Origin of the sequence: Noviherbaspirillum denitrificans (assembly GCF_002211445.1) — a bacterium.
Classification (GTDB): Bacteria; Pseudomonadota; Gammaproteobacteria; order Burkholderiales; family Burkholderiaceae_D; genus Noviherbaspirillum; species Noviherbaspirillum denitrificans.
In genome coordinates this window covers 2,880,829-2,898,243 of the sequence record NZ_LSTO01000001.1, presented here as the reverse complement: position 1 = coordinate 2,898,243, position 17,415 = coordinate 2,880,829, and the positions used below count along the sequence as shown (strand labels likewise).

Annotated in this window: 13 protein-coding genes; 3 read left to right on the top strand and 10 right to left on the bottom strand. The window is 62.0% G+C overall.

Annotated features, from left to right (window positions below):
- Nucleotides 1-141 precede the first annotated feature (141 nt).
- From AYR66_RS14080 to AYR66_RS14045, 8 genes are all read right to left on the bottom strand, one after another.
- Nucleotides 142-1,479: an MmgE/PrpD family protein gene (locus AYR66_RS14080; RefSeq protein WP_088707999.1), complete on the bottom strand. Its 1,338-nt coding sequence runs from the start codon at nucleotides 1,477-1,479 to the stop codon at nucleotides 142-144.
- Nucleotides 1,480-1,502: 23 nt separating this feature from the next.
- Nucleotides 1,503-2,708, bottom strand: a complete 1,206-nt coding sequence (gene pcaF / locus AYR66_RS14075; protein ID WP_088707998.1) for a 3-oxoadipyl-CoA thiolase — start codon at nucleotides 2,706-2,708, stop codon at nucleotides 1,503-1,505.
- 49 nt (nucleotides 2,709-2,757) lie between these two features.
- Nucleotides 2,758-4,818, bottom strand: a complete 2,061-nt coding sequence (locus AYR66_RS14070) for a 3-hydroxyacyl-CoA dehydrogenase NAD-binding domain-containing protein (protein ID WP_088707997.1) — start codon at nucleotides 4,816-4,818, stop codon at nucleotides 2,758-2,760.
- Nucleotides 4,815-5,690 (bottom strand): alpha/beta fold hydrolase, encoded by an 876-nt coding sequence (locus AYR66_RS14065; RefSeq protein ID WP_234814906.1) that lies wholly within the window; start codon nucleotides 5,688-5,690, stop codon nucleotides 4,815-4,817. Before AYR66_RS14065 ends, AYR66_RS14070 begins: the two co-directional genes overlap by 4 nt.
- A gap of 22 nt (nucleotides 5,691-5,712) precedes the next feature.
- Nucleotides 5,713-7,800 carry an acetate--CoA ligase family protein gene (locus tag AYR66_RS14060; protein WP_088707996.1) on the bottom strand — a complete coding sequence of 696 codons (2,088 nt, stop codon included), beginning with the start codon at nucleotides 7,798-7,800 and terminating at the stop codon, nucleotides 5,713-5,715.
- A gap of 5 nt (nucleotides 7,801-7,805) precedes the next feature.
- The gene (locus AYR66_RS14055) at nucleotides 7,806-8,606 is read right to left on the bottom strand and encodes an enoyl-CoA hydratase/isomerase family protein (RefSeq protein WP_088707995.1); all 801 of its coding nucleotides are present in this window, start codon (nucleotides 8,604-8,606) and stop codon (nucleotides 7,806-7,808) included.
- Between the two features lie 28 nt (nucleotides 8,607-8,634).
- A complete protein-coding gene (locus AYR66_RS14050) occupies nucleotides 8,635-9,624 on the bottom strand; it encodes a tripartite tricarboxylate transporter substrate binding protein (protein WP_088707994.1) in 990 nt (329 codons plus the stop codon).
- Between the two features lie 333 nt (nucleotides 9,625-9,957).
- A complete protein-coding gene (locus AYR66_RS14045; protein WP_170942141.1) occupies nucleotides 9,958-10,986 on the bottom strand; it encodes a porin in 1,029 nt (342 codons plus the stop codon).
- A 320-nt stretch (nucleotides 10,987-11,306) separates the two neighbouring features.
- Between AYR66_RS14045 and AYR66_RS14040 the strand changes: the two genes are divergently transcribed.
- Together AYR66_RS14040 and AYR66_RS14035 are read left to right on the top strand one after the other, a co-directional pair.
- Nucleotides 11,307-12,110 carry an IclR family transcriptional regulator gene (locus AYR66_RS14040; protein WP_234814905.1) on the top strand — a complete coding sequence of 268 codons (804 nt, stop codon included), beginning with the start codon at nucleotides 11,307-11,309 and terminating at the stop codon, nucleotides 12,108-12,110.
- A 105-nt stretch (nucleotides 12,111-12,215) separates the two neighbouring features.
- Nucleotides 12,216-13,826, top strand: a complete 1,611-nt coding sequence (locus AYR66_RS14035) for an MFS transporter (RefSeq protein WP_272938367.1) — start codon at nucleotides 12,216-12,218, stop codon at nucleotides 13,824-13,826.
- Between the two features lie 297 nt (nucleotides 13,827-14,123).
- On the opposite strand, the gene AYR66_RS14030 is transcribed toward AYR66_RS14035, so the two are convergent.
- Complete coding sequence (locus AYR66_RS14030) at nucleotides 14,124-15,353, bottom strand: polyhydroxyalkanoate depolymerase (RefSeq protein WP_088707991.1); 1,230 nt, start codon at nucleotides 15,351-15,353, stop codon at nucleotides 14,124-14,126.
- Nucleotides 15,354-15,481: 128 nt separating this feature from the next.
- Between AYR66_RS14030 and AYR66_RS14025 the strand changes: the two genes are divergently transcribed.
- Complete coding sequence (locus tag AYR66_RS14025) at nucleotides 15,482-16,138, top strand: glutathione S-transferase family protein (protein ID WP_088707990.1); 657 nt, start codon at nucleotides 15,482-15,484, stop codon at nucleotides 16,136-16,138.
- A 323-nt stretch (nucleotides 16,139-16,461) separates the two neighbouring features.
- Here the strand turns inward: AYR66_RS14025 and AYR66_RS30415 are convergent.
- Nucleotides 16,462-17,415 (bottom strand): methyl-accepting chemotaxis protein (locus tag AYR66_RS30415; protein ID WP_272938343.1); only part of this gene is annotated, 954 nt, incomplete at its 5' end.

The following is a 17,415-nucleotide window of genomic DNA, read 5'->3' as shown; positions in this document are numbered from 1 at the left end:
GCCGCTTTCCGCTCGCGTTGAATTCTCATCGGCGCATTGGTTGAGGCATACCGCTGGCTCGAGGTCATGTTTATATCGACCACCGGCGGCATCCTTTGGCGACTAAAGAACCGTGCGGCAAGGCCGCTGCCAAGGCGGAACCTAGTGGTCCATGGACGAAATGTCCGGGACGTCTTGCAGCGACCAAAGCCGCGCGAGCAGATTCCCGGCGCGTTCGCTACCCAGGACGGGTGATGCAAGCTCCAGCATTTTTTCATTGAGCTCGGTATCGCTCAATGGCTCCTCGGGATCGCCTTTCCGGTTGGCTTGCAAGTGGCTGAGCTTTCGGCCATCCGAAACGCGGATGTCGACTTGTGCCGCGCGCTGGCGCGGAAACCGGCTGTCCAGGTCCGGATCCACCTCGACTTCAATCAGGTCGATGAGCTTTCTGACATCACTGTTTGCAAGTTGCTTTGCTTCATAGGCGGCAAGGCGAACACTGCCAAAAACGAGCGCGGCGGCGACGACGTACTTCAAGCTGAAGCGCGCTTCATTCTCCGTCTGCGGCGCCTCGTAACAAGCAATGTCGATGGCCGGACGATAGGTGGACACACGGATTCTTTCGATGTTGCGGAAATCGAGTTCGAACTTGCGCCGCAGTTCGAGGGCAGCGTCAATCGCGGAAAAGGTGTGGCCACAGCCGATATGATTCTTGAACGTCAGACGGGTAATATGGAAATCGCGCCCCAACGTATCAGCGACATTTGCCCAGTCCGCTTCATTGCTCATGGCCTTTCCAAGCCCTGCTTCCCCATCCAGCACATCCAGTGCCCCGGTGACACCTTGCCTGGCCAGCTTCGCGGCGAGCAGCCCCGCCTCGGCAGCGCGTCCCGCATGTAAGGGTTTCGACATCGAATCCATGCGGAAAGCCTGCTGCAAACCTGCGGCAAACGTGGCTGCTGTTGCCAGCGCATGGGCGAATGCGGCCTTGTCGAGCCCGTAAATTGCGCTGGCTGCAGCGGCTGCGCCAAACGTTCCGACGGTGCCGGTGCTATGCCAGAACCGGTAGTGCGAGCGTCCCAACACCACGCCGATCCGCGTTGACACTTCGTAGCCGATGACGACGGCACGCAAGAACGCTGCTCCGCTGGCGTGGCTTCCCTGGGCTGCAGCCAATGCGCCGGCGATGGTAGGCGCTCCCGGGTGGTACATCGCGTCACGAAAACTGTCGTCAACCTCGGCCGCGTGCGCCGCCGCGCCGTTGATCAGCGCTGCCAGCCTGGACGGTGCATGTCCGCCAAGCGGCAGATGCGCATCGCCCCTGCCCAGTTCTTCTTCCAGCGCTTTCTGCAGTAACACCACCGGCGATGTGACCGCGCCCGAAAAGAGCGCTCCGTACCAGTCGACGACGGCGCGCTTTGCGTGATGCAGAACCTCGTCGCTCAGTTCAGCAGACTGGAATTGCGCGCCAAACTCGGCAAGTTTCTCGGCAGCTTTCATGATTTCCCTGTCCCTATGCCAAGTCAGACGCGCTCGATGATGAGCGCCACGCCCTGACCCACACCCACGCACATCGTGCACAAGGCGTAGCGCCCGCCGCTGCGGTGCAACTGGTTGACCGCGGTGGTCACCAGACGGGCGCCGCTGGCACCGAGTGGATGTCCGAGGGCGATTGCGCCGCCGTTCGGGTTGACCCGCGCGTCGTCGTCGGCAAGACCGAGGTCGCGCAATACGGCAAGTCCTTGCGCCGCGAATGCCTCGTTCAGCTCGATGACATCCATCTGATCCAGAGACAGCCCGGTCAGCGCCAGGGCCTTGCGCGTTGCCGGCGCGGGCCCCATTCCCATAATGCGTGGGGCGACGCCGGCCGTTGCCATGCCAAGGACGCGCGCGCGTGGCTCCAGGCCGTATCTTGCCGCGCTTGACTCATCGGCCAGCAGCAACGCGCAGGCGCCGTCGTTCACCGGCGAGGCATTGCCAGCCGTTACGGTGCCATCAGGATGGACGACGCCCTTGAGCCGGGCAAGCGCTTCCATCGAGGTCTCGCGCGGCGGCTCATCCCGCGAAACGAGGACAGGACTGCCTTTCTTCTGTCGGATCAAGACAGGCGTGATCTCGCTATCGAAGACGCCGGCCTGCTGCGCGGCGGCAGCCTTGCGCTGGGATGCCAGGGCCATCCTGTCCTGCGCTTCGCGCTCGATCCCGAACTCGCGCGCGACGTTCTCGGCGGTTTCGGGCATCGAGTCGACACCGTATTGCTCTTTCATCACCTTGTTGACGAATCGCCAGCCGATGGTCGTATCGTGGATCTCGCCACTGCGCGAGAAGGCGCTCTCTGCCTTCGGCATCACGAACGGCGCCCGGCTCATGCTTTCGACGCCGCCCGCAATCATCAGCCCGGCCTCTCCGCTGCGGATCGCGCGTGCCGCCGTGCCGACCGCATCCAGGCCGGAACCGCACAGGCGGTTTACCGTCGATCCTCCCAGACTCGGCGGAAGCCCGGCCAGCAGGGAAGACATGCGTGCGACATTGCGGTTATCCTCGCCTGCCTGGTTGGCGCAACCGAAGATGACATCGGTCAGTACCTCCCAATCCAACCGCGGGTGACGGGCCATGAGCGCGCGCAGCGGGAGCGCACCCAGGTCGTCTGTCCGTATGCTCGAGAGTGCGCCGCCGTAACGGCCGAATGGGGTGCGGATCGCGTCGCAAATATAGGCGTATTGGGTCATCGTTGTTCCTTGCGTGAATGTTCGTTGGAGTCAGCGCCGGGCAGGTGGCTCATGTCCGCTGTTCGGCACTGAAAAGCTGCCGTATGTCGCCGCGGACAAAGCCTGGTCCGCTCAGTCCGGCAAGCCAGTCAAGATCTTCTTCCAGCGCTTCCACGCCGCGTTCGCGCGCCCAGAACATCGGACCACCCTCCCACTTCGGGAAACCGTAGCCATTGACCAGCACCACATCGATATCGCTTGCCTGGCGCGCGATGCCCTCCGCCAGCAGCAGCGCCGCCTCATTGGCCATGGCCAGCAAGGAACGCCGGACGATCTCTTCGTCATTCATCACACGGGCAGCAATACCTTTCTCCAGACGCGCCGCATCAATCACCCTGTCCACCTCGGGGTCGGGGCGTCGCGCACCTCCCGTCTGGTCATACAGGTAATAGCCAGCCCCGGTCTTGCGTCCTAGACGGCCGGCTTCACACAATCTATCGGGAATGTGCACATACCGTGCTTGCGGCTCACGCGTGGAGGCAAGGCTCTGGCGCATGCGCCAGGCGATATCGAGACCGGACAGGTCCGCAACGGCGAACGGGCCCATGGCAAAACCGAAGGCTTCCAGCGCCGCGTCGATCTGCTGCGGACTGGCGCCCTCCTCCAGCATGAACTCGCACTGCCGGCGGTAAGCTGCATAGATACGGTTGCCGATAAAGCCGAAGGCGTTGGCCGACACCACCGGCTGCTTGCGCAGGCGTTTTGCCAGCTGCAGGCCGGTGGCCAGGACATCCTGTGAGGTGGCGGCCCCGCGTACGATCTCGAGCAAGCGCATCACATGGGCCGGACTGAAGAAGTGGAGGCCGATGACATCCTGCGGACGCGATGTCGAAGCGGCGATCGCATCCAGATCCGTATAAGACGTATTTGACGCCAGGATGGCACCGGGCCGCGCGATGCTGTCCAGGCGCCGAAAAACCTCCTGCTTGACCTTCAGGTCCTCAAAGACCGCCTCGATGACAAGATCGGCGCCGGCAACCAGCGTCCAGTCGACGCTTGCCTTCAGCCGCCCTTCCCGCTCGCGCGCGACCGAGGTATCCATCTTGCCCGCATCCACACGCCCCTGGTAATGGCTGCGGATGCGATCCACGCCCCTGACGAGCGCCGCTTCATCCTGCTCCAGCAGTACAACGTCGAAACCCGCTTCTAGCGCTGCAATTGCAATGCCGGCACCCATCGTACCGGCGCCGATGACAGCCACCCGTTGCAGCGGGCGTGCCGTGGCTGTTTCGGCTGCGGGATGCTTTGCCGCGTCGCGCTCGGCGAAGAACTGGTGCCGCAGTGCGCGCGCCTCGCGCGACACGCGTAGTGCCTGAAACGCGGCACGTTCGCTCGCCAGGGCATCATCGAAGGAATGTGTGGCTGAAGATACGATTGCATCGATCGCCGCACGGACAGCCGGCCTGTTCTTCCCGGCGCGGAGGGCGGCTGCAGATGCCTTCTCGATCGCGCCGTCGTCGCAGGCAGGAACGGCGCGATCGCGGATGCGCGCCTTCCTGCCTTCCATTTTCCTTGCGCAGGCGACAGCAGCGCCACGCAGATCGTCCGTCACGACGATGTCGACCATTCCGAGCATCCGTGCTGCGTCGGCACGCACCCGCTCGCCGCTGCAAACGAGCGAGATGGCTTCAGGGATGCCGGTCAGGCGCGGCAGCCGTTGGGTGCCGCCCGCGCCGGGAATGATGCCGAGCGTCACCTCGGGCAATCCTAAAACCGTTCCCGAGAGGGCGACGCGCGCATCACAGCCCAGCGCAAGCTCAAATCCTCCGCCCAGGGCAGCACCGTGCAACGCAGCTACGACCGGCTTTTCACAAGTCTCAATGGCCGAAATCACCGCAGGCAGTGAAGGTTCGGCAATCGGTTGTCCGAATTCGTGCAGATCCGATCCGGCAATGAATGTATTCCCGGCACCCATGATGACGATGCCGAATACCTCGGGTTGGGCGTTCACCTCGTCAATGGCGGCCACCAGGCCACGCCTGACCTCAACCGATCCGGCATTGATTGGCGGGTTGTCGATCACGACAACAGCAATATTTCCGTCGCGCTCGACACGAACACAAGCGGTCATTTCGTTTCTCCTTTTTCCAGCCATTCCATCATCAGCCGGTTGGTTTCATCGGCGCGTTCGTACTGGACCCAATGCCCTGCCCCCTGGATCACGCACCCTGCACGGCCGTCGCGCCCCTCGAACAGTGCACCGATCACACGCTGCGGATCGGCCGTTACATCGTGCTCGCCCCATGCGGCAAGCACGTCAGCCGTTTGCAGGTTGAGTGCCGCCGCAAGCACGGCTCCGCGAGATATTTCCTTGCTGCGGAATCGGGTTCGCATGCATGCTGACGTATGGACTTCCACGGCGAGGTTGTCGATGCGCGTCGGATCGTGCAGCATGTGCATGGCCAGGTTGTGCCGCATCGCGGAATGGACAGCCTGGTCATCATTTGCCGCCTGCGCCGCCCGCCACGCCAATAGTTCACCGCGCGGCCGCCTGGCGCTGCCGTGTCCGGCAGCCCCGAGGAGGACGAGCCTGTCGACACCGCCGCGCACGGCCGAGACATTCGCCGCTACCAGCCCGCCGAACGAAAACGCCGCCATGCGGACTATGGTTTCCGCGCCAAGCAATTCGTTGATGGCCGGGGCCGTCGCATCGACAATCGATGACAGTTCCGGCGCAGACGGCACATCCGAATCGCCGTAGCCGGGCAGGTCCGGTACCCACACCTCGAAACCTTGTGCCAGCGTGTCGATGTTGCGCACCCAATGCAGCCAGCTGCCATGGCCGCCGTGCACAAGTACCAGCGGTTTGCCTGCACCGAAGCAGCGCCAGGCCATCCGGCATCCGCCGGTGTTCACGAAGTGCTTGCGCGCCTTGGCCTCCAGCGTACCGATGAGTTCTGCCGGCGTCTGTCCCATCTGGCCAGGTTCACACCGGCTTTCCATTGCAGCCTCCACGCCCGGCTCCTCAGCCCTTGAGCACTACAACGCCATCGGCCGCCCGTACGCCCTGACCTTCAGGCAGGACGAAGACCGGATTGATTTCGGCTTCGACGAGGCGCTCCCCCATCTTCGCCGCCATCCGCGAAAATGCCACGATTGCCGACACCAGCGCCTCGACATCGGCCTTGGGCCGACCGCGAAAGCCATCAAGCAAGGGCCAGGTCTTGAGTTCGCGCGCCATGTCCAGCGCTTCTGCGCGGCTGAGTCCGTTTTCACCGATCAGGCGCAGTGTCGTATCCTTGAACAGCTCCGCCGTCACACCACCCATGCCAAGCATGATTGCCGTTCCCAGCGCGTCGCGATGCATGCCGAGGATCAGTTCGGTGCCGCCTGACACCATCTCCTGCACGAGGAAACGCTCCGGCGTCGTGCCGGCCTTATCGTGCACCTCCCTGGTCATCGTGACGAGGCGCTCTCCGACCTGCTCCGCCGTAAGATTGACGGCAACGCCACCGACATCGCTCTTGTGTGTGATTTCCGAGGAAAGGATTTTCAACACGACGCGGCCGCCCAGCTCTCGCGCGGCTTGCTCGGCCTGCTCCGGCGTCGTGACGACCTTCTCGCGCACGCCCGGTACGTCAAAGCGCGCGAACAATTTTTTCGCCTGCGCCTCGTCGAGCGAACCCGCGAGGAAATCGGCAGTTTGTACATCAGTTGGTGAATCCGTCTTCCCTGCCGATGCCGGTTTCCAGTGGGCCGATTTGAGCATTCCGTCCAGGGCGGCCGTACAGCTTTCCGGCGCCGTGAATGCCGGCACACCACGGCGCGTTAGCAGGGCCGCAACTTCCGGTGCGTGCGGGCTGACATAGGCGAGAATCGGCTTGTCGCTCAGCGGCATGCAATCCTGGATTGCCCCAGCCATCAGATCAGGCATCGCAAGGCTGGAAGAACCGACGATGATTGTCAGCGCGTCGTAACTCGGGCTGGCGAGGATTGCCTTGATTGCGCCGCGCAGCAGGTCCGGTTGAAGGCCCGCCAGCGTGACGTCGATGGGGTTGCGGTCGAGCGCGGCATGGCTGCCCGTCTGCAGATCGCGCAGACTCTGCGCAGTGGCCGCATCCGGTGCAGGCGTTTCGAAGCCGGAGACACCAAGACTGTCCGACACCAGCGTGCCGGCGCCCCCGGTCGAGGTGAGGATGGCGACGCGATTGCCGCGCAGGACACGGCCCGATGCCAGCGCCGCCGGAATGTCGAGCAGGTCGCTGAAGGTTTGCGCACGCACGATGCCAACCTGCTTGAACAACGCGTCGTACATGCTGTCCGCGCCGGCCATGGCGCCGGTGTGCGAGACGGCGGCGCGAGCACCGGCTTCGGAGCGCCCGATCTTGAAGGCAACAACAGGTTTATCGGCCGCTGCCGCTTTCAGTGCGGCTGCGCGGAATGTCGCCGGATTGCGCACGCTTTCGATGTACAGCGCGATCACCTTGGTCGCTTCATCATCGGCGAGTTCGCTGATGAAGTCGGCCAGATCCAGATCGACCTCGTTGCTGGTCGAAATCAGCTTGGACAGCCCGATGCCGCGTGCCGCCGCCCGCGACAGCAAGGCGCCAAGGATGCCGCCGCTCTGGGAGACGACGCCGATGGAACCGACCGGGAGGTCATCCATCTCGAGTGCGCCACTCGCAGACAGGACGATGTTGTCGGTCAGGTTGACCAGTCCAATGGTGTTCGGGCCGAGCAGCCGCATCGACCCTGCGGCCTCGATCAGTTCCTGCTGGCGCCGCGCGCCCTCGTCGCCGGTTTCGGTATAACCGCTGGCGAGGACGATGGCCGCTGCCGTGCCGCGTGCGGCAAGCTCACGCACGGCCAGGTGGGCCCGTTCGGCGCCCAGCAGAACGATCCCCACGTCGGGAACGCCAGGCAGCGAGCCAATGTCCGGATAGCAGCGCAAGCCGGCAATGTTTTCCGCGCGCGGATTGACAGGATAGATGTCGCCGGCAAATCCGTGCTTGAGCAGGTAGGACACAGGACGTCCCGCGGTCTTGCTCAGGTCGGCGGAAGCACCGATGACAGCAACGCTTCGGGGCTTGATCAGGCGAGAAATGGCAGTCATGTCGATTACCCCTTGCTGGCACGCGCAGCACTCTTTTCGAGGAAAGCCATGACGGCCTCCCGGTGCTCCGTGCTCGTGTAGCAGATGCCCTGCGCCTGGCTGCCTTGCGCGAAGACTTGCTCGGCAGGCAGCTCAAAGCTCTGGTTGAGGATGGCCTTGCCCAGCGCCAGCGCCGTCCTCGATCCCTTGCTCAGCTCGGACGCCCAGGCCTGTGCGTCCGAGAGTAGCGTCTCCGCCTGGCTGAGGCGGTCGGCGATCCCCAGGCGCAATGCCTCTTCGGCCTCCACCTTGCGGCCGCTGAAAATCAGTTCCTTCGCCTTCGCCAGGCCGACGCGGCGCGGCAGGAAGTACATCCCGCCCCCGTCCGGAATCAGGCCACGGTTGATGTAGGACCAGGTAAAGCTTGCTTCGCTGCTGGCGATGATGAAGTCGCACGCCAGCGCGGTGTCAGCGCCAAGTCCGGATGCGGCGCCGTTGACCGCGGCGATCGTCGGCTTGGGCATCGTGTGCAGCAGGGACTGCGTGTAATGGACGCGCTGCTGGCGCGCCCAGCCGTTGAAGCCCACTTCTCCCGCCGGCGCCTGCATGCGGCGCTCCATGCCGGCCACGTCGCCGCCGGCGCAGAAGCCTTTTCCATTGCCGGTCAGGACGAGCGCGCGGATTTCCCGGTCAGAAGCGATGCGCTCCAGCGCGGCAATGAATTGGGTGCGCATGTCGTCGCTCATGGCATTGCGCTTCTCGGGACGGTTCAGGTGGAGAGTGGCGATCCCTTCATGGATTCGCACTTCGATCAGGTCGGTGCTCATAGGTGTCTAGCCTTGCTTGTGAATTGGTTTAATCAGGTTTGATCTGGTTTTCCTTGACAATCTTTCTCCAGCGCGCTTCCTCGGCACGGACGTAGGTGTCCAGCTCTGTCGGCGAAGTCGCACTCACTGCGAGTCCCTCGTCAACCGCGCGCTTCTGGAATTCCGGTCCCGAGGCGGCTTTCTTGACGGCGGCATTCAGCTTGACAACGATGTCCGCCGGGGTTCCTGCCGGCACATACACGCCGTACCAGCTCTCGGCGGCATAGCCCGGAAGACCGCTCTCGGCGACGGTAGGCACATTGGGCAGCGTGGCTGCGCGCTTTCCGGTCGTGACGGCGAGCGGGCGCAGTTTTCCGCTGTGGATGAAGGGTCCGACTGCGGCCGCCGTGCCAAAGATCATGTCGACGTGTCCACCCAGCAGATCGGTGATCGCAGGGCCCGCACCGCGATACGGCACATGTACCAGGTCCACCTTGGCCAGATTGCTGAACAATTCGCCGGCGAGGTGCGCCGACGTGCCATTGCCTTGCGATGCGTAGGTAAGCTTTCCGGGATTCGACTTGGCCGCTGCGATCACATCAGCAACACCTTTGTAAGGGCTGTCCGGACGCACAACAAGGACGTTCGGCGATATGCCCACCAGGCTCACCGGCGCGAATGCCTTGTTGGTGGCGTAGGGGAGCTTGGGTTGCAGACTGGGATTGACCGCGTGCGCGAACGTGGCCATCAGCAGCGTGTATCCGTCGGGCGGGCTCTTGGCTACAGCGTCGGAACCGATGATGGTTCCGCCACCCGGCTTGTTCTCAACGATCACCGGTTGGCCAAGTTCCCGCGCCATGCCATCGGCCAGGCTGCGGGCAATGATGTCGGTGCCACCGCCGGGCGCGAACGGAACGATGATGCGAACGAGTTTCTCAGGATACGCAGCGTGTGCCGGGACAAGCGTCAGGACGGAGGAGACCGCAAGGGCGGCGAGCGTGCCGAGCTTGCGGAGTGATGAAGCCAGAAGCGTTTGCATATGGTGTCTCCAAGTGAAGTGTGGTTTTCAGGCGGACGTGCAAGTGACAGGAATAGGCCGTTACCTGTCGTTCCATGAGAAACAGCTTAGTTCTTGCGGCCTCCGTACGCATCGCCCCAATTCCATCCAGTGGAATTGATGTGGCCGATCGGGACTGGGCATCATGCCCGCCGCGCCAGCCTGTTTTTCATCCCCCGATTGCGTTCGGGGCAGGTGCACGGGCGGCCTTCCCTGCTTTTGGGGAAGTGACCGCGGAATTACCGCGCTGCCGGAAATGGAGAGGCAGGAGAAAGGCACCGGGCGGACAGGTCCGCCCGGCTACCCCGAGGGATATCAGAAGCGGTGGCGGATGCCAGCGTTGAACAAGGTCGAGTCAGCCTGTGTGGCAGGCTTGCGGTCGGTCCTGGCGAAGGAGGTGTACAGGTTGGTGCGTGCCGACAGGCTGTGGCTATAGCCGATGGCAAGCTGGTCGCGGTCGCCGGTTCCCGCGCCGAACCGGTCGTCCTTGCGAATCCAGGAAGCGAGCACGGTGCCGGACGCGCCGACCTTGACCGTGGTTCCAATCATCATGTCGCGGCTCTTGCCGTCAGCGGCGCCCAGCGCGTCGTCCGAACGGTTCTCGGCGAAGGCGAGATGCAGCTTCGCCACCTTGAAATCGTACACCGCGCCCAGGAGCAAGGTCCGGCTATCATCCGCCGCCGAGCCCGCGCCAGTCGCACCTGCGGACGGTTTTGCCTGGTGGTATGTCGCCATTGCCGCGAGAGGGCCGGCACTATAAACAAAGTTCGCTCCTATTTGGCGGTTGGCCGAAATGCTGCCGGCTTGTTCGCCGAAACCATAGGCAAGTTCGCCGCTGAACGCGCCGATCGAGTGCGACAGGTTGATGGTGTTGTCCATACGGATTGCGTAGGGATTGAACACATTCTCGATATTGCCGGCGAGGTTGGTGGCGAAGGGGTCCACGACAAGAAAAGCGGCGTGCATTGGCGTTTCCAGTCGACCAACCCTGAGTGTGCCATTCCCGCTCTTGAGACCGACATAGGCCTGGCGGCCGAACAGACGTGTGCCGGCGGGTGTCGTCGCAGTCGCGCCACTTTGGGCGAAACTTCCGTCATCGATGCTGAAACCATTCTCCAGTACGAAGATCGCGGAAAGGCCTCCGCCGAGGTCTTCGGTGCCGCGGAAGCCGATGCGGCTGCCGGACTGCTGACCGCTCTGCAGTCGCCACACGGCGGGGGTAGTGCTGGTATCTGACCGCGCAATGCCGGCGTCGGCGATGCCATAGATGACCACATTCGATTGCGCGGTGGCGGCACCGGCAAGCAGCGTACCGGCCGCCAGTGCGATTGCTCTCAATTTCATTGCATTACTCTCCCTAGTCAAAAATGGCCCCGGGCCAGAGGTCCTTGGGCGAACAAACGACATGCCGTATACGACGTCTCCCGTGTAAATCGTGTTTGCCGCCTTCGCGGTGCGATGAGGATAGTCCCGGGGAATTCCGGATGCGACAGGTGATTTTCACCAGGTGGAATCGCGTCATGGCGCGCTACCGATGGGGGTGAAGTACCATTGCTGGGGAGCGGACGATTTCGCTATTCAGTGCCATCGATAGGCGTTATGGATCTCGACAACCACCGCGTCTGACGATGCAATAATCCATATTCACCTGCAGCGGAGATGCCATGCGCAGCATGCATTGCGAAGAAGAGAATATTCAACGCGTTGGCAGCTCGCCATCCAATCGATCCCTTGAACGGGGCATGGAAATATTGCGAGCCTTCCGCCCCGGCTCCGAATTGCTTGGCAACGGTGAGCTGGCCGAGCGGACCGGCCTGTCGGCAGCAACGGTGAGCCGGCTTACCCAGACACTTGTGCGATGCGGGTTCCTCGAACATGATCCACACGCGCGCGCCTATCGGCTCGCCGCTCCGGTCTTGAGCCTTGCGCATGCCATGCTGAGCGGCTCGTCTGTGCTGCAGGTCGCCGCGCCGATGATGCGCACGGTGGCCGAGAAACGCCGCATCAACGTTGGCCTCGCCGCTCCCGATCGGGACGAAATGGTCTACCTGGAATCGGTTCGATACAACCGCAAGGTCTCGCTCCGCAATATCGTTGCCGGGCAGCGCATCCCCATGGAACTGACATCACTGGGGCGCGCATATCTTGCGGTCGCACCGAAATCGCGCAGGGAGGAGCTGTTTCGCATCTTCCGTGCACGCAGGCCGGGGGACTGGAAAGTCGTTGAACGCGAGATCCTCGAGGCAAGCGAAAGTGTCATGTCCGTGGGATACTGTGCTGCGTCCTGGCAGCCGGAAGTCGTGGCGCTCGCCGCCCCCATCCAGGTCCCTGCCCGCCCGGTCCTTGTCCTGAACTTCAGTCTCGCAACACAGGCCCCCATATCTGAAGTTGCCGGGCAATTGGGTGCACCCTTGATCGAACTTGCGCGATCCATAATCGACGGCTTGCTGCGGACGCAGACACCATGAGCGTGTCCGCGAATTTGTTTCAATGCTTTTTTCCCGATGATATTCCCGCTCCGAAGCCAACGAGGCACAGCGGGTGCCGCGAGTCCGATTGAAGGAGATATAAGTTTGTCGAACGATCCAGTCACGGACCCATCAGCCCTCGCTCCATTGCATCGTCCCGTGTTCCGCATGTTATGGCTGGCCTGGCTCGCCGCCAATGTGACGATGTGGATGAATGACGTCGCCTCTGCGTGGCTGATGACCTCGCTGACCGAGAGTGCCTTCATGGTCGCCATGGTGCAGGCCGCGTCGACGCTTCCCGTATTCATGCTCGGCCTGCCCAGCGGAGCAATGGCCGACATCGTCGATCGGCGCCGGTATTTCGCATCCACCCAGATCTGGGTTGGCTGCATTGCCGTCCTGCTCGCCGCATTGTCTTTTCTCGACGCACTCACTGCTCCGGTGTTGCTGGGGCTGACCTTCGCCAACGGAATCGGCATGGCAATGCGCTGGCCGGTGTTCGCCGCCATCGTCCCTGACCTGGTTCCTCGGCAGGAGCTGCCTCCCGCCCTGGCCCTGAATGGCATTGCAATGAACATGTCGCGTGTGATCGGACCAATCATTGCCGGCGCACTCATTGCCAGCGCGGGGATCGCCTACGTGTTCCTGGTGAATGCCGTGATGTCCATCGTCGCGTTCGCACTGATCATGCGCTGGCGAACGGAACCGAAGATCAGCGCCCTGCCCGGGGAACGCTTCTTTGCAGCGATGCGCGTGGGATTGCAACACGTCGTGCAGTCGCCCCGCCTGCGTGTCGTGCTCATGCGCATTTTCCTGTTCTTTTTCCAGGCCACGTCGCTGACCGCGCTATTGCCGGTGATCGCGCGGCGAATTGAAAATGGCGGGCCTGGAACATTCACCGTTCTGCTTGCGGCAATGGGTTTCGGGGCTTTGCTCATGGCACTCAATCTCACCCGGCTACGACGCCATGTCGACAGGAACACCATGGTGTACGGGGGGACTTGCGTGCACGCCGCGGCATCCGTCGCCGCAGTTCTATCTCCCAACCTATGGCTTGCGGTCCCCGCCATGGCTGTCGCAGGCATGGCTTGGATCGGCACCGCAAACTCGTTGACCGTGGCCGCTCAGCTTGCACTGCCGAACTGGGTGCGTGCGCGAGGCATGTCGATTTACCAGATGGCACTCATGGGCGGCAGTGCATCCGGAGCTGCCCTCTGGGGTTACCTGGCAAGCATGACTTCCGTGCCCACAAGCATTCTTGCCGCCGCCGCCGCGGGACCAATCGTGCTTCTGCTCACGAAACGTCACGGTGTAGGGGGCATTGGCGACGATGACCTCACGCCGGCGGCGCCAGCATTCATTGCACCACCACCGGTGATCGAAATTGACGCGAACGAAGGACCAGTGATGGTGACGGTCGAGTACCTGATCGATCCGGCGAAGTCCGGCGAGTTTCGGGAAGTCATGCAGGAAACCCGACTGGCCCGCCTGAGGCAAGGTGCCTTGTCCTGGGGCCTGTTTCGCGACACGACCCATGCCGGACGCTATATCGAATATTTTCTCGACGAAAACTGGATTGAGCACCAGCGACGACTGGAACGGTTCACTGCAGCCGACATCGGTCTGCGCAACCGACGACTGGCGTTCCATATCGGAAAGGATGCGCCGCGCACGACGCGGTATATCGGCGAGTCTGTTCAGGGCAGCACGCGATAGGTTGATTCGATCTTGCGCTTTCCTCGGCAGAGGAAGATTGCTGACCTCATGCTCATAATGTCATCTCCCCCCTCCGCTTGTTTCGGGAGCTGTTTTACGATGGCAACTTGATTTCAAGTATCAATTGCGCATTTTTAGCGAGTCACATCCGATTGGCATCTGTGACAGGGCTTTTGACGAATTGTCCAAAATGGCGGGGACAATAAAATCAAACACTTACAGCGTCAAAAATTGCAAGTTCCATTTGTCTGAACCACCGAACAAAGCCGGATCATCATCAACAGGCCGAACCGGGTTTCATTGGCTGCTCGAATGAATCACGTCCCTGACGATCGGATAGATCTGCTGTTCCCACCGCCTGCCGCTGAATACGCCGTAATGCCCTACGCCGGTCTGCATGTGATGCAGCTTCATATAGGACGGAATTCGGCTGCATAACTCCTGCGCGGCCATGGTTTGTCCGATTGCACAGATGTCGTCGCGCTCGCCCTCGACGGTCAGCAAGGCGGTATGTCGAATGGCCGCCGGCCTGATGAGGCGTCCGCGCCATTCCAGTTGCCCTTTCGGCAGCGCATGTTCCTGGAATACATCGCGTATTGTCTCCAGATAAAACTCGGCTGTCAGGTCCAGTACCGCGAAGTACTCCTTATAGAACGCACGTATCGCGTCTGCCCTGGCGGTGTCACCTGCGACCAGACAATGATGCAAATCGCGGAAGGATTGCGTGTGTCGCTCCAGGTTCATGCTCATGAAGGCAGCCAGCTGCACGAAACCGGGATAGACCCGGCGCAGTCCGCCGCGATAGCGGTTCGGCACGATGCCGATCAGGTTCTTCTCGAACCAGTGGAAGGGCTTGCTGGTGGCGAGTTCATTGACCCGGGTTGGATTGATGCGGGTGTCGATGGGCCCGGCCATCAAGGTCAGGCTGCGCGGCTGTGCCGGATCCTGGTCTTCGGCCATGACTGCAGCTGCCGCCAGTGCCGCTACGCATGGCTGGCACACTGCGACGACATGCGCGCCGGGTCCCATGATCTGCAGGTAGAGGATCAGGTAGTGCACATATTCATCCATGTCAAACCGGCCTGCCGACAACGGCACGTCACGCGCGTTGTGCCAGTCGGTGATATACACGTCATGGTCGGCGAGCATGGTACGCACGGTGTCGCGCAACAGTGTCGAGAAGTGGCCTGACATCGGCGCCACCAGCAGCACGCGCGGCTCGCCGGTGATGCCTTCCTTCCTGAAATGCAGCAGCGTACCGAAAGCTTCGACGTGCACAGCTTCCTCATGCACCGTGACTTCGAGCCCGCTGCCGTCGAGGCGCACACTGTTGATGCCGTAGTCCGGCCGCGCATGTGTGATGCGGGTGGCGGCGAACACTTCCTGCGCCGCTGCCAGCGAATGTGCAAACGGCTGCCTGCCTGTCCAACCATGCGGGATGTGCGAGAGTACCCGTCCCGTCGTCTGCGACAGGAAGTGCAGCAGAGCCATTGTGTCTGCATGAACCTGATAAGCCTGATACCGCATGCTATCCCCGGACTTCTCGCGTAGAGAATACTTTCTCGAAGCAAGTTGCAGGCCATCACTGGCGTGGCACATGGTTTGCATGATTGCACCGTTGCCGCAGTCGAATGCACCGACATGGAGACCCGCCGATGGCACGTGCCAGCCTTACGATCAGCAGCCGGAATTATTCATCCTGGTCCTTGCGTGGATGGCTGATGGCGAAATTCGCCGGCCTCCCCTTCCATGTGCAAGAGGTGCCCTCCGACGATCCCGCGGTGCGTGCGGAAATCCTGCTGCTGGCGCCCTCAATCCTGGTACCCTGCCTCACGCATAACGGCATCAAGGTATGGGACACGCTGGCGATCGGCGAGTATCTGAACGAAGTCAAACCCAATGCCCGCCTGCTGCCTGCCGACCGCGCATCCCGCGCGCATTGCCGTGCCATCTGCGGCGAGATGCACTCGGGATTCACGGCACTGCGTTCGGCGCTACCGATGAACATCAAGGGCCGTTTCGAGAACTTCAAGATATGGGCACGTGCCCAGGCGGACATCGACCGCATCAAGACCATCTGGCACGAATGCCTGGACGCCCATGGCGGTCCTTACCTGTTCGGTCCGGAACCGGGTCTGGCGGACGCGATGTATGCGCCAGTAGTGACGCGCTTCCTCACTTATGGGGTACCGCTGGACAAGGTTTGTGCCGCCTATTGCGAGCAGATCATGTCGCTGTCGGAGATGAAGGAATGGGTGGAAGCGGCACTGGCGGAACCGGACCAGATCGACGAACTCGACGCCGAGTTCTGAAAGCCGACCGCCCCATTGCAGATCATGCCGACCTATTCTGGCGCACGGCCTGCATCATTCTGGTTCGCTCTTTCCTCGATGCAGTATCCAGCACCAGGACATTCAAGCGTCATGTCGCCATGTACCCACAGATTCTGCGGGAAAGACTGTGGATGAGCTCGTGGATTTACGTAAGCAATCCATTCTGCGGCTTTGACTTTCTTGTTCTAGTCTGCCGAATCGTAACTTGATTTTCTGCAAATGACGCACGCTATCGGGTTGCGGGATTTTCAATCTCGCCAAGACCTTGGGTGCCTCGGAAAATTCTTTCGCCCCAGGCGTGTTCATTTCTCCACGCAATTCGCTAGATCTCTGGGACCATCGCTACGCCCGGCGGCACCCTGTTGCAACAGCATCTGTATTTCCCGCGACAAGCGCGTTGTGAGCTTGCTCTGATCATTCAGCGCGTCATTGATTGCGCTAACGATGGTAACGCGCTTGCGCGCGCCGTCAATTACCTCTTCCATCGCCTCGTGCGCCTGCTCCGCTCCGACGCGCCCGACGCTGGCCTGGGCCGCGGCTTTCTCCGCATCGCGCAAGGCATCTCCGGACGAACGGCTGAGCGACTCGGCAATTTTTCCGATCTCGTTGCTGGACTGGTCGACCCTGCTTGCCAGGCGCTTGACCTCGGCAGCCACAACGGCAAAGCCACGTCCGCTGTCACCCGCCCGGGCAGCCTCGATCGCGGCATTGAGCGCAAGAAGATTTGTCTGACTGGAGATTTCGCGGATGCCTTCGACGATATTGCCGATCGTCGCCGCCTGCTCGACAAGCTTGCGGTAAGTCTGCAAGGAGGTATCAATGTAAATGCCGATCGTCGTCACCGATTCCACAGCCTGCTGCACCGCCATCACTGCCCGGTCGACACTTCCTCCAGATTCCTTGGCCACCGCGCCCGCGCGCGCCATGTCGGCAATGGTCCTTTCGAGCAAAGAGAACAGATTCTGAACGCGGTTATGCAACGCATGCATTTCCTGTTCGCTCACAAGAAACCCTTGCTGCTCGTCCGGATCAGCGGGAACCTCGATCATTTCCACCGTGGCCGGCAACCTGATAGCGGACGCGTGCGCGTTGCGGCCGGAAGAAAACAGGATACCGGCCGCGGCCAGGGGAAGCAGTGCGGCCAGCAATCTCGCCACGGCAGTCGCTGCGCCGTCAAACAAAACCCAACAACTGGCCGCAACCACGCAGATCGATGCGGCCAGACATAATCTCTTCCAGCTTCTCGCTGACATCCC

What these genes read in the sequence shown, in the direction of transcription:
- AYR66_RS14045 (WP_170942141.1), bottom strand. Translation starts at nt 10,986, where the DNA reads ATGAAATTGAGAGCAATCGCACTGGCGGCCGGTACGCTGCTTGCCGGT.
- AYR66_RS14070 (WP_088707997.1), bottom strand. Translation starts at nt 4,818, where the DNA reads ATGACCGCTTGTGTTCGTGTCGAGCGCGACGGAAATATTGCTGTTGTC.
- AYR66_RS14065 (WP_234814906.1), bottom strand. Translation starts at nt 5,690, where the DNA reads ATGGAAAGCCGGTGTGAACCTGGCCAGATGGGACAGACGCCGGCAGAA.
- AYR66_RS14080 (WP_088707999.1), bottom strand. Translation starts at nt 1,479, where the DNA reads ATGAAAGCTGCCGAGAAACTTGCCGAGTTTGGCGCGCAATTCCAGTCT.
- AYR66_RS14060 (WP_088707996.1), bottom strand. Translation starts at nt 7,800, where the DNA reads ATGACTGCCATTTCTCGCCTGATCAAGCCCCGAAGCGTTGCTGTCATC.
- AYR66_RS14055 (WP_088707995.1), bottom strand. Translation starts at nt 8,606, where the DNA reads ATGAGCACCGACCTGATCGAAGTGCGAATCCATGAAGGGATCGCCACT.
- AYR66_RS14025 (WP_088707990.1), top strand. Translation starts at nt 15,482, where the DNA reads ATGGCACGTGCCAGCCTTACGATCAGCAGCCGGAATTATTCATCCTGG.
- AYR66_RS14050 (WP_088707994.1), bottom strand. Translation starts at nt 9,624, where the DNA reads ATGCAAACGCTTCTGGCTTCATCACTCCGCAAGCTCGGCACGCTCGCC.
- pcaF (WP_088707998.1), bottom strand. Translation starts at nt 2,708, where the DNA reads ATGACCCAATACGCCTATATTTGCGACGCGATCCGCACCCCATTCGGC.
- AYR66_RS14040 (WP_234814905.1), top strand. Translation starts at nt 11,307, where the DNA reads ATGCGCAGCATGCATTGCGAAGAAGAGAATATTCAACGCGTTGGCAGC.
- AYR66_RS14030 (WP_088707991.1), bottom strand. Translation starts at nt 15,353, where the DNA reads ATGCGGTATCAGGCTTATCAGGTTCATGCAGACACAATGGCTCTGCTG.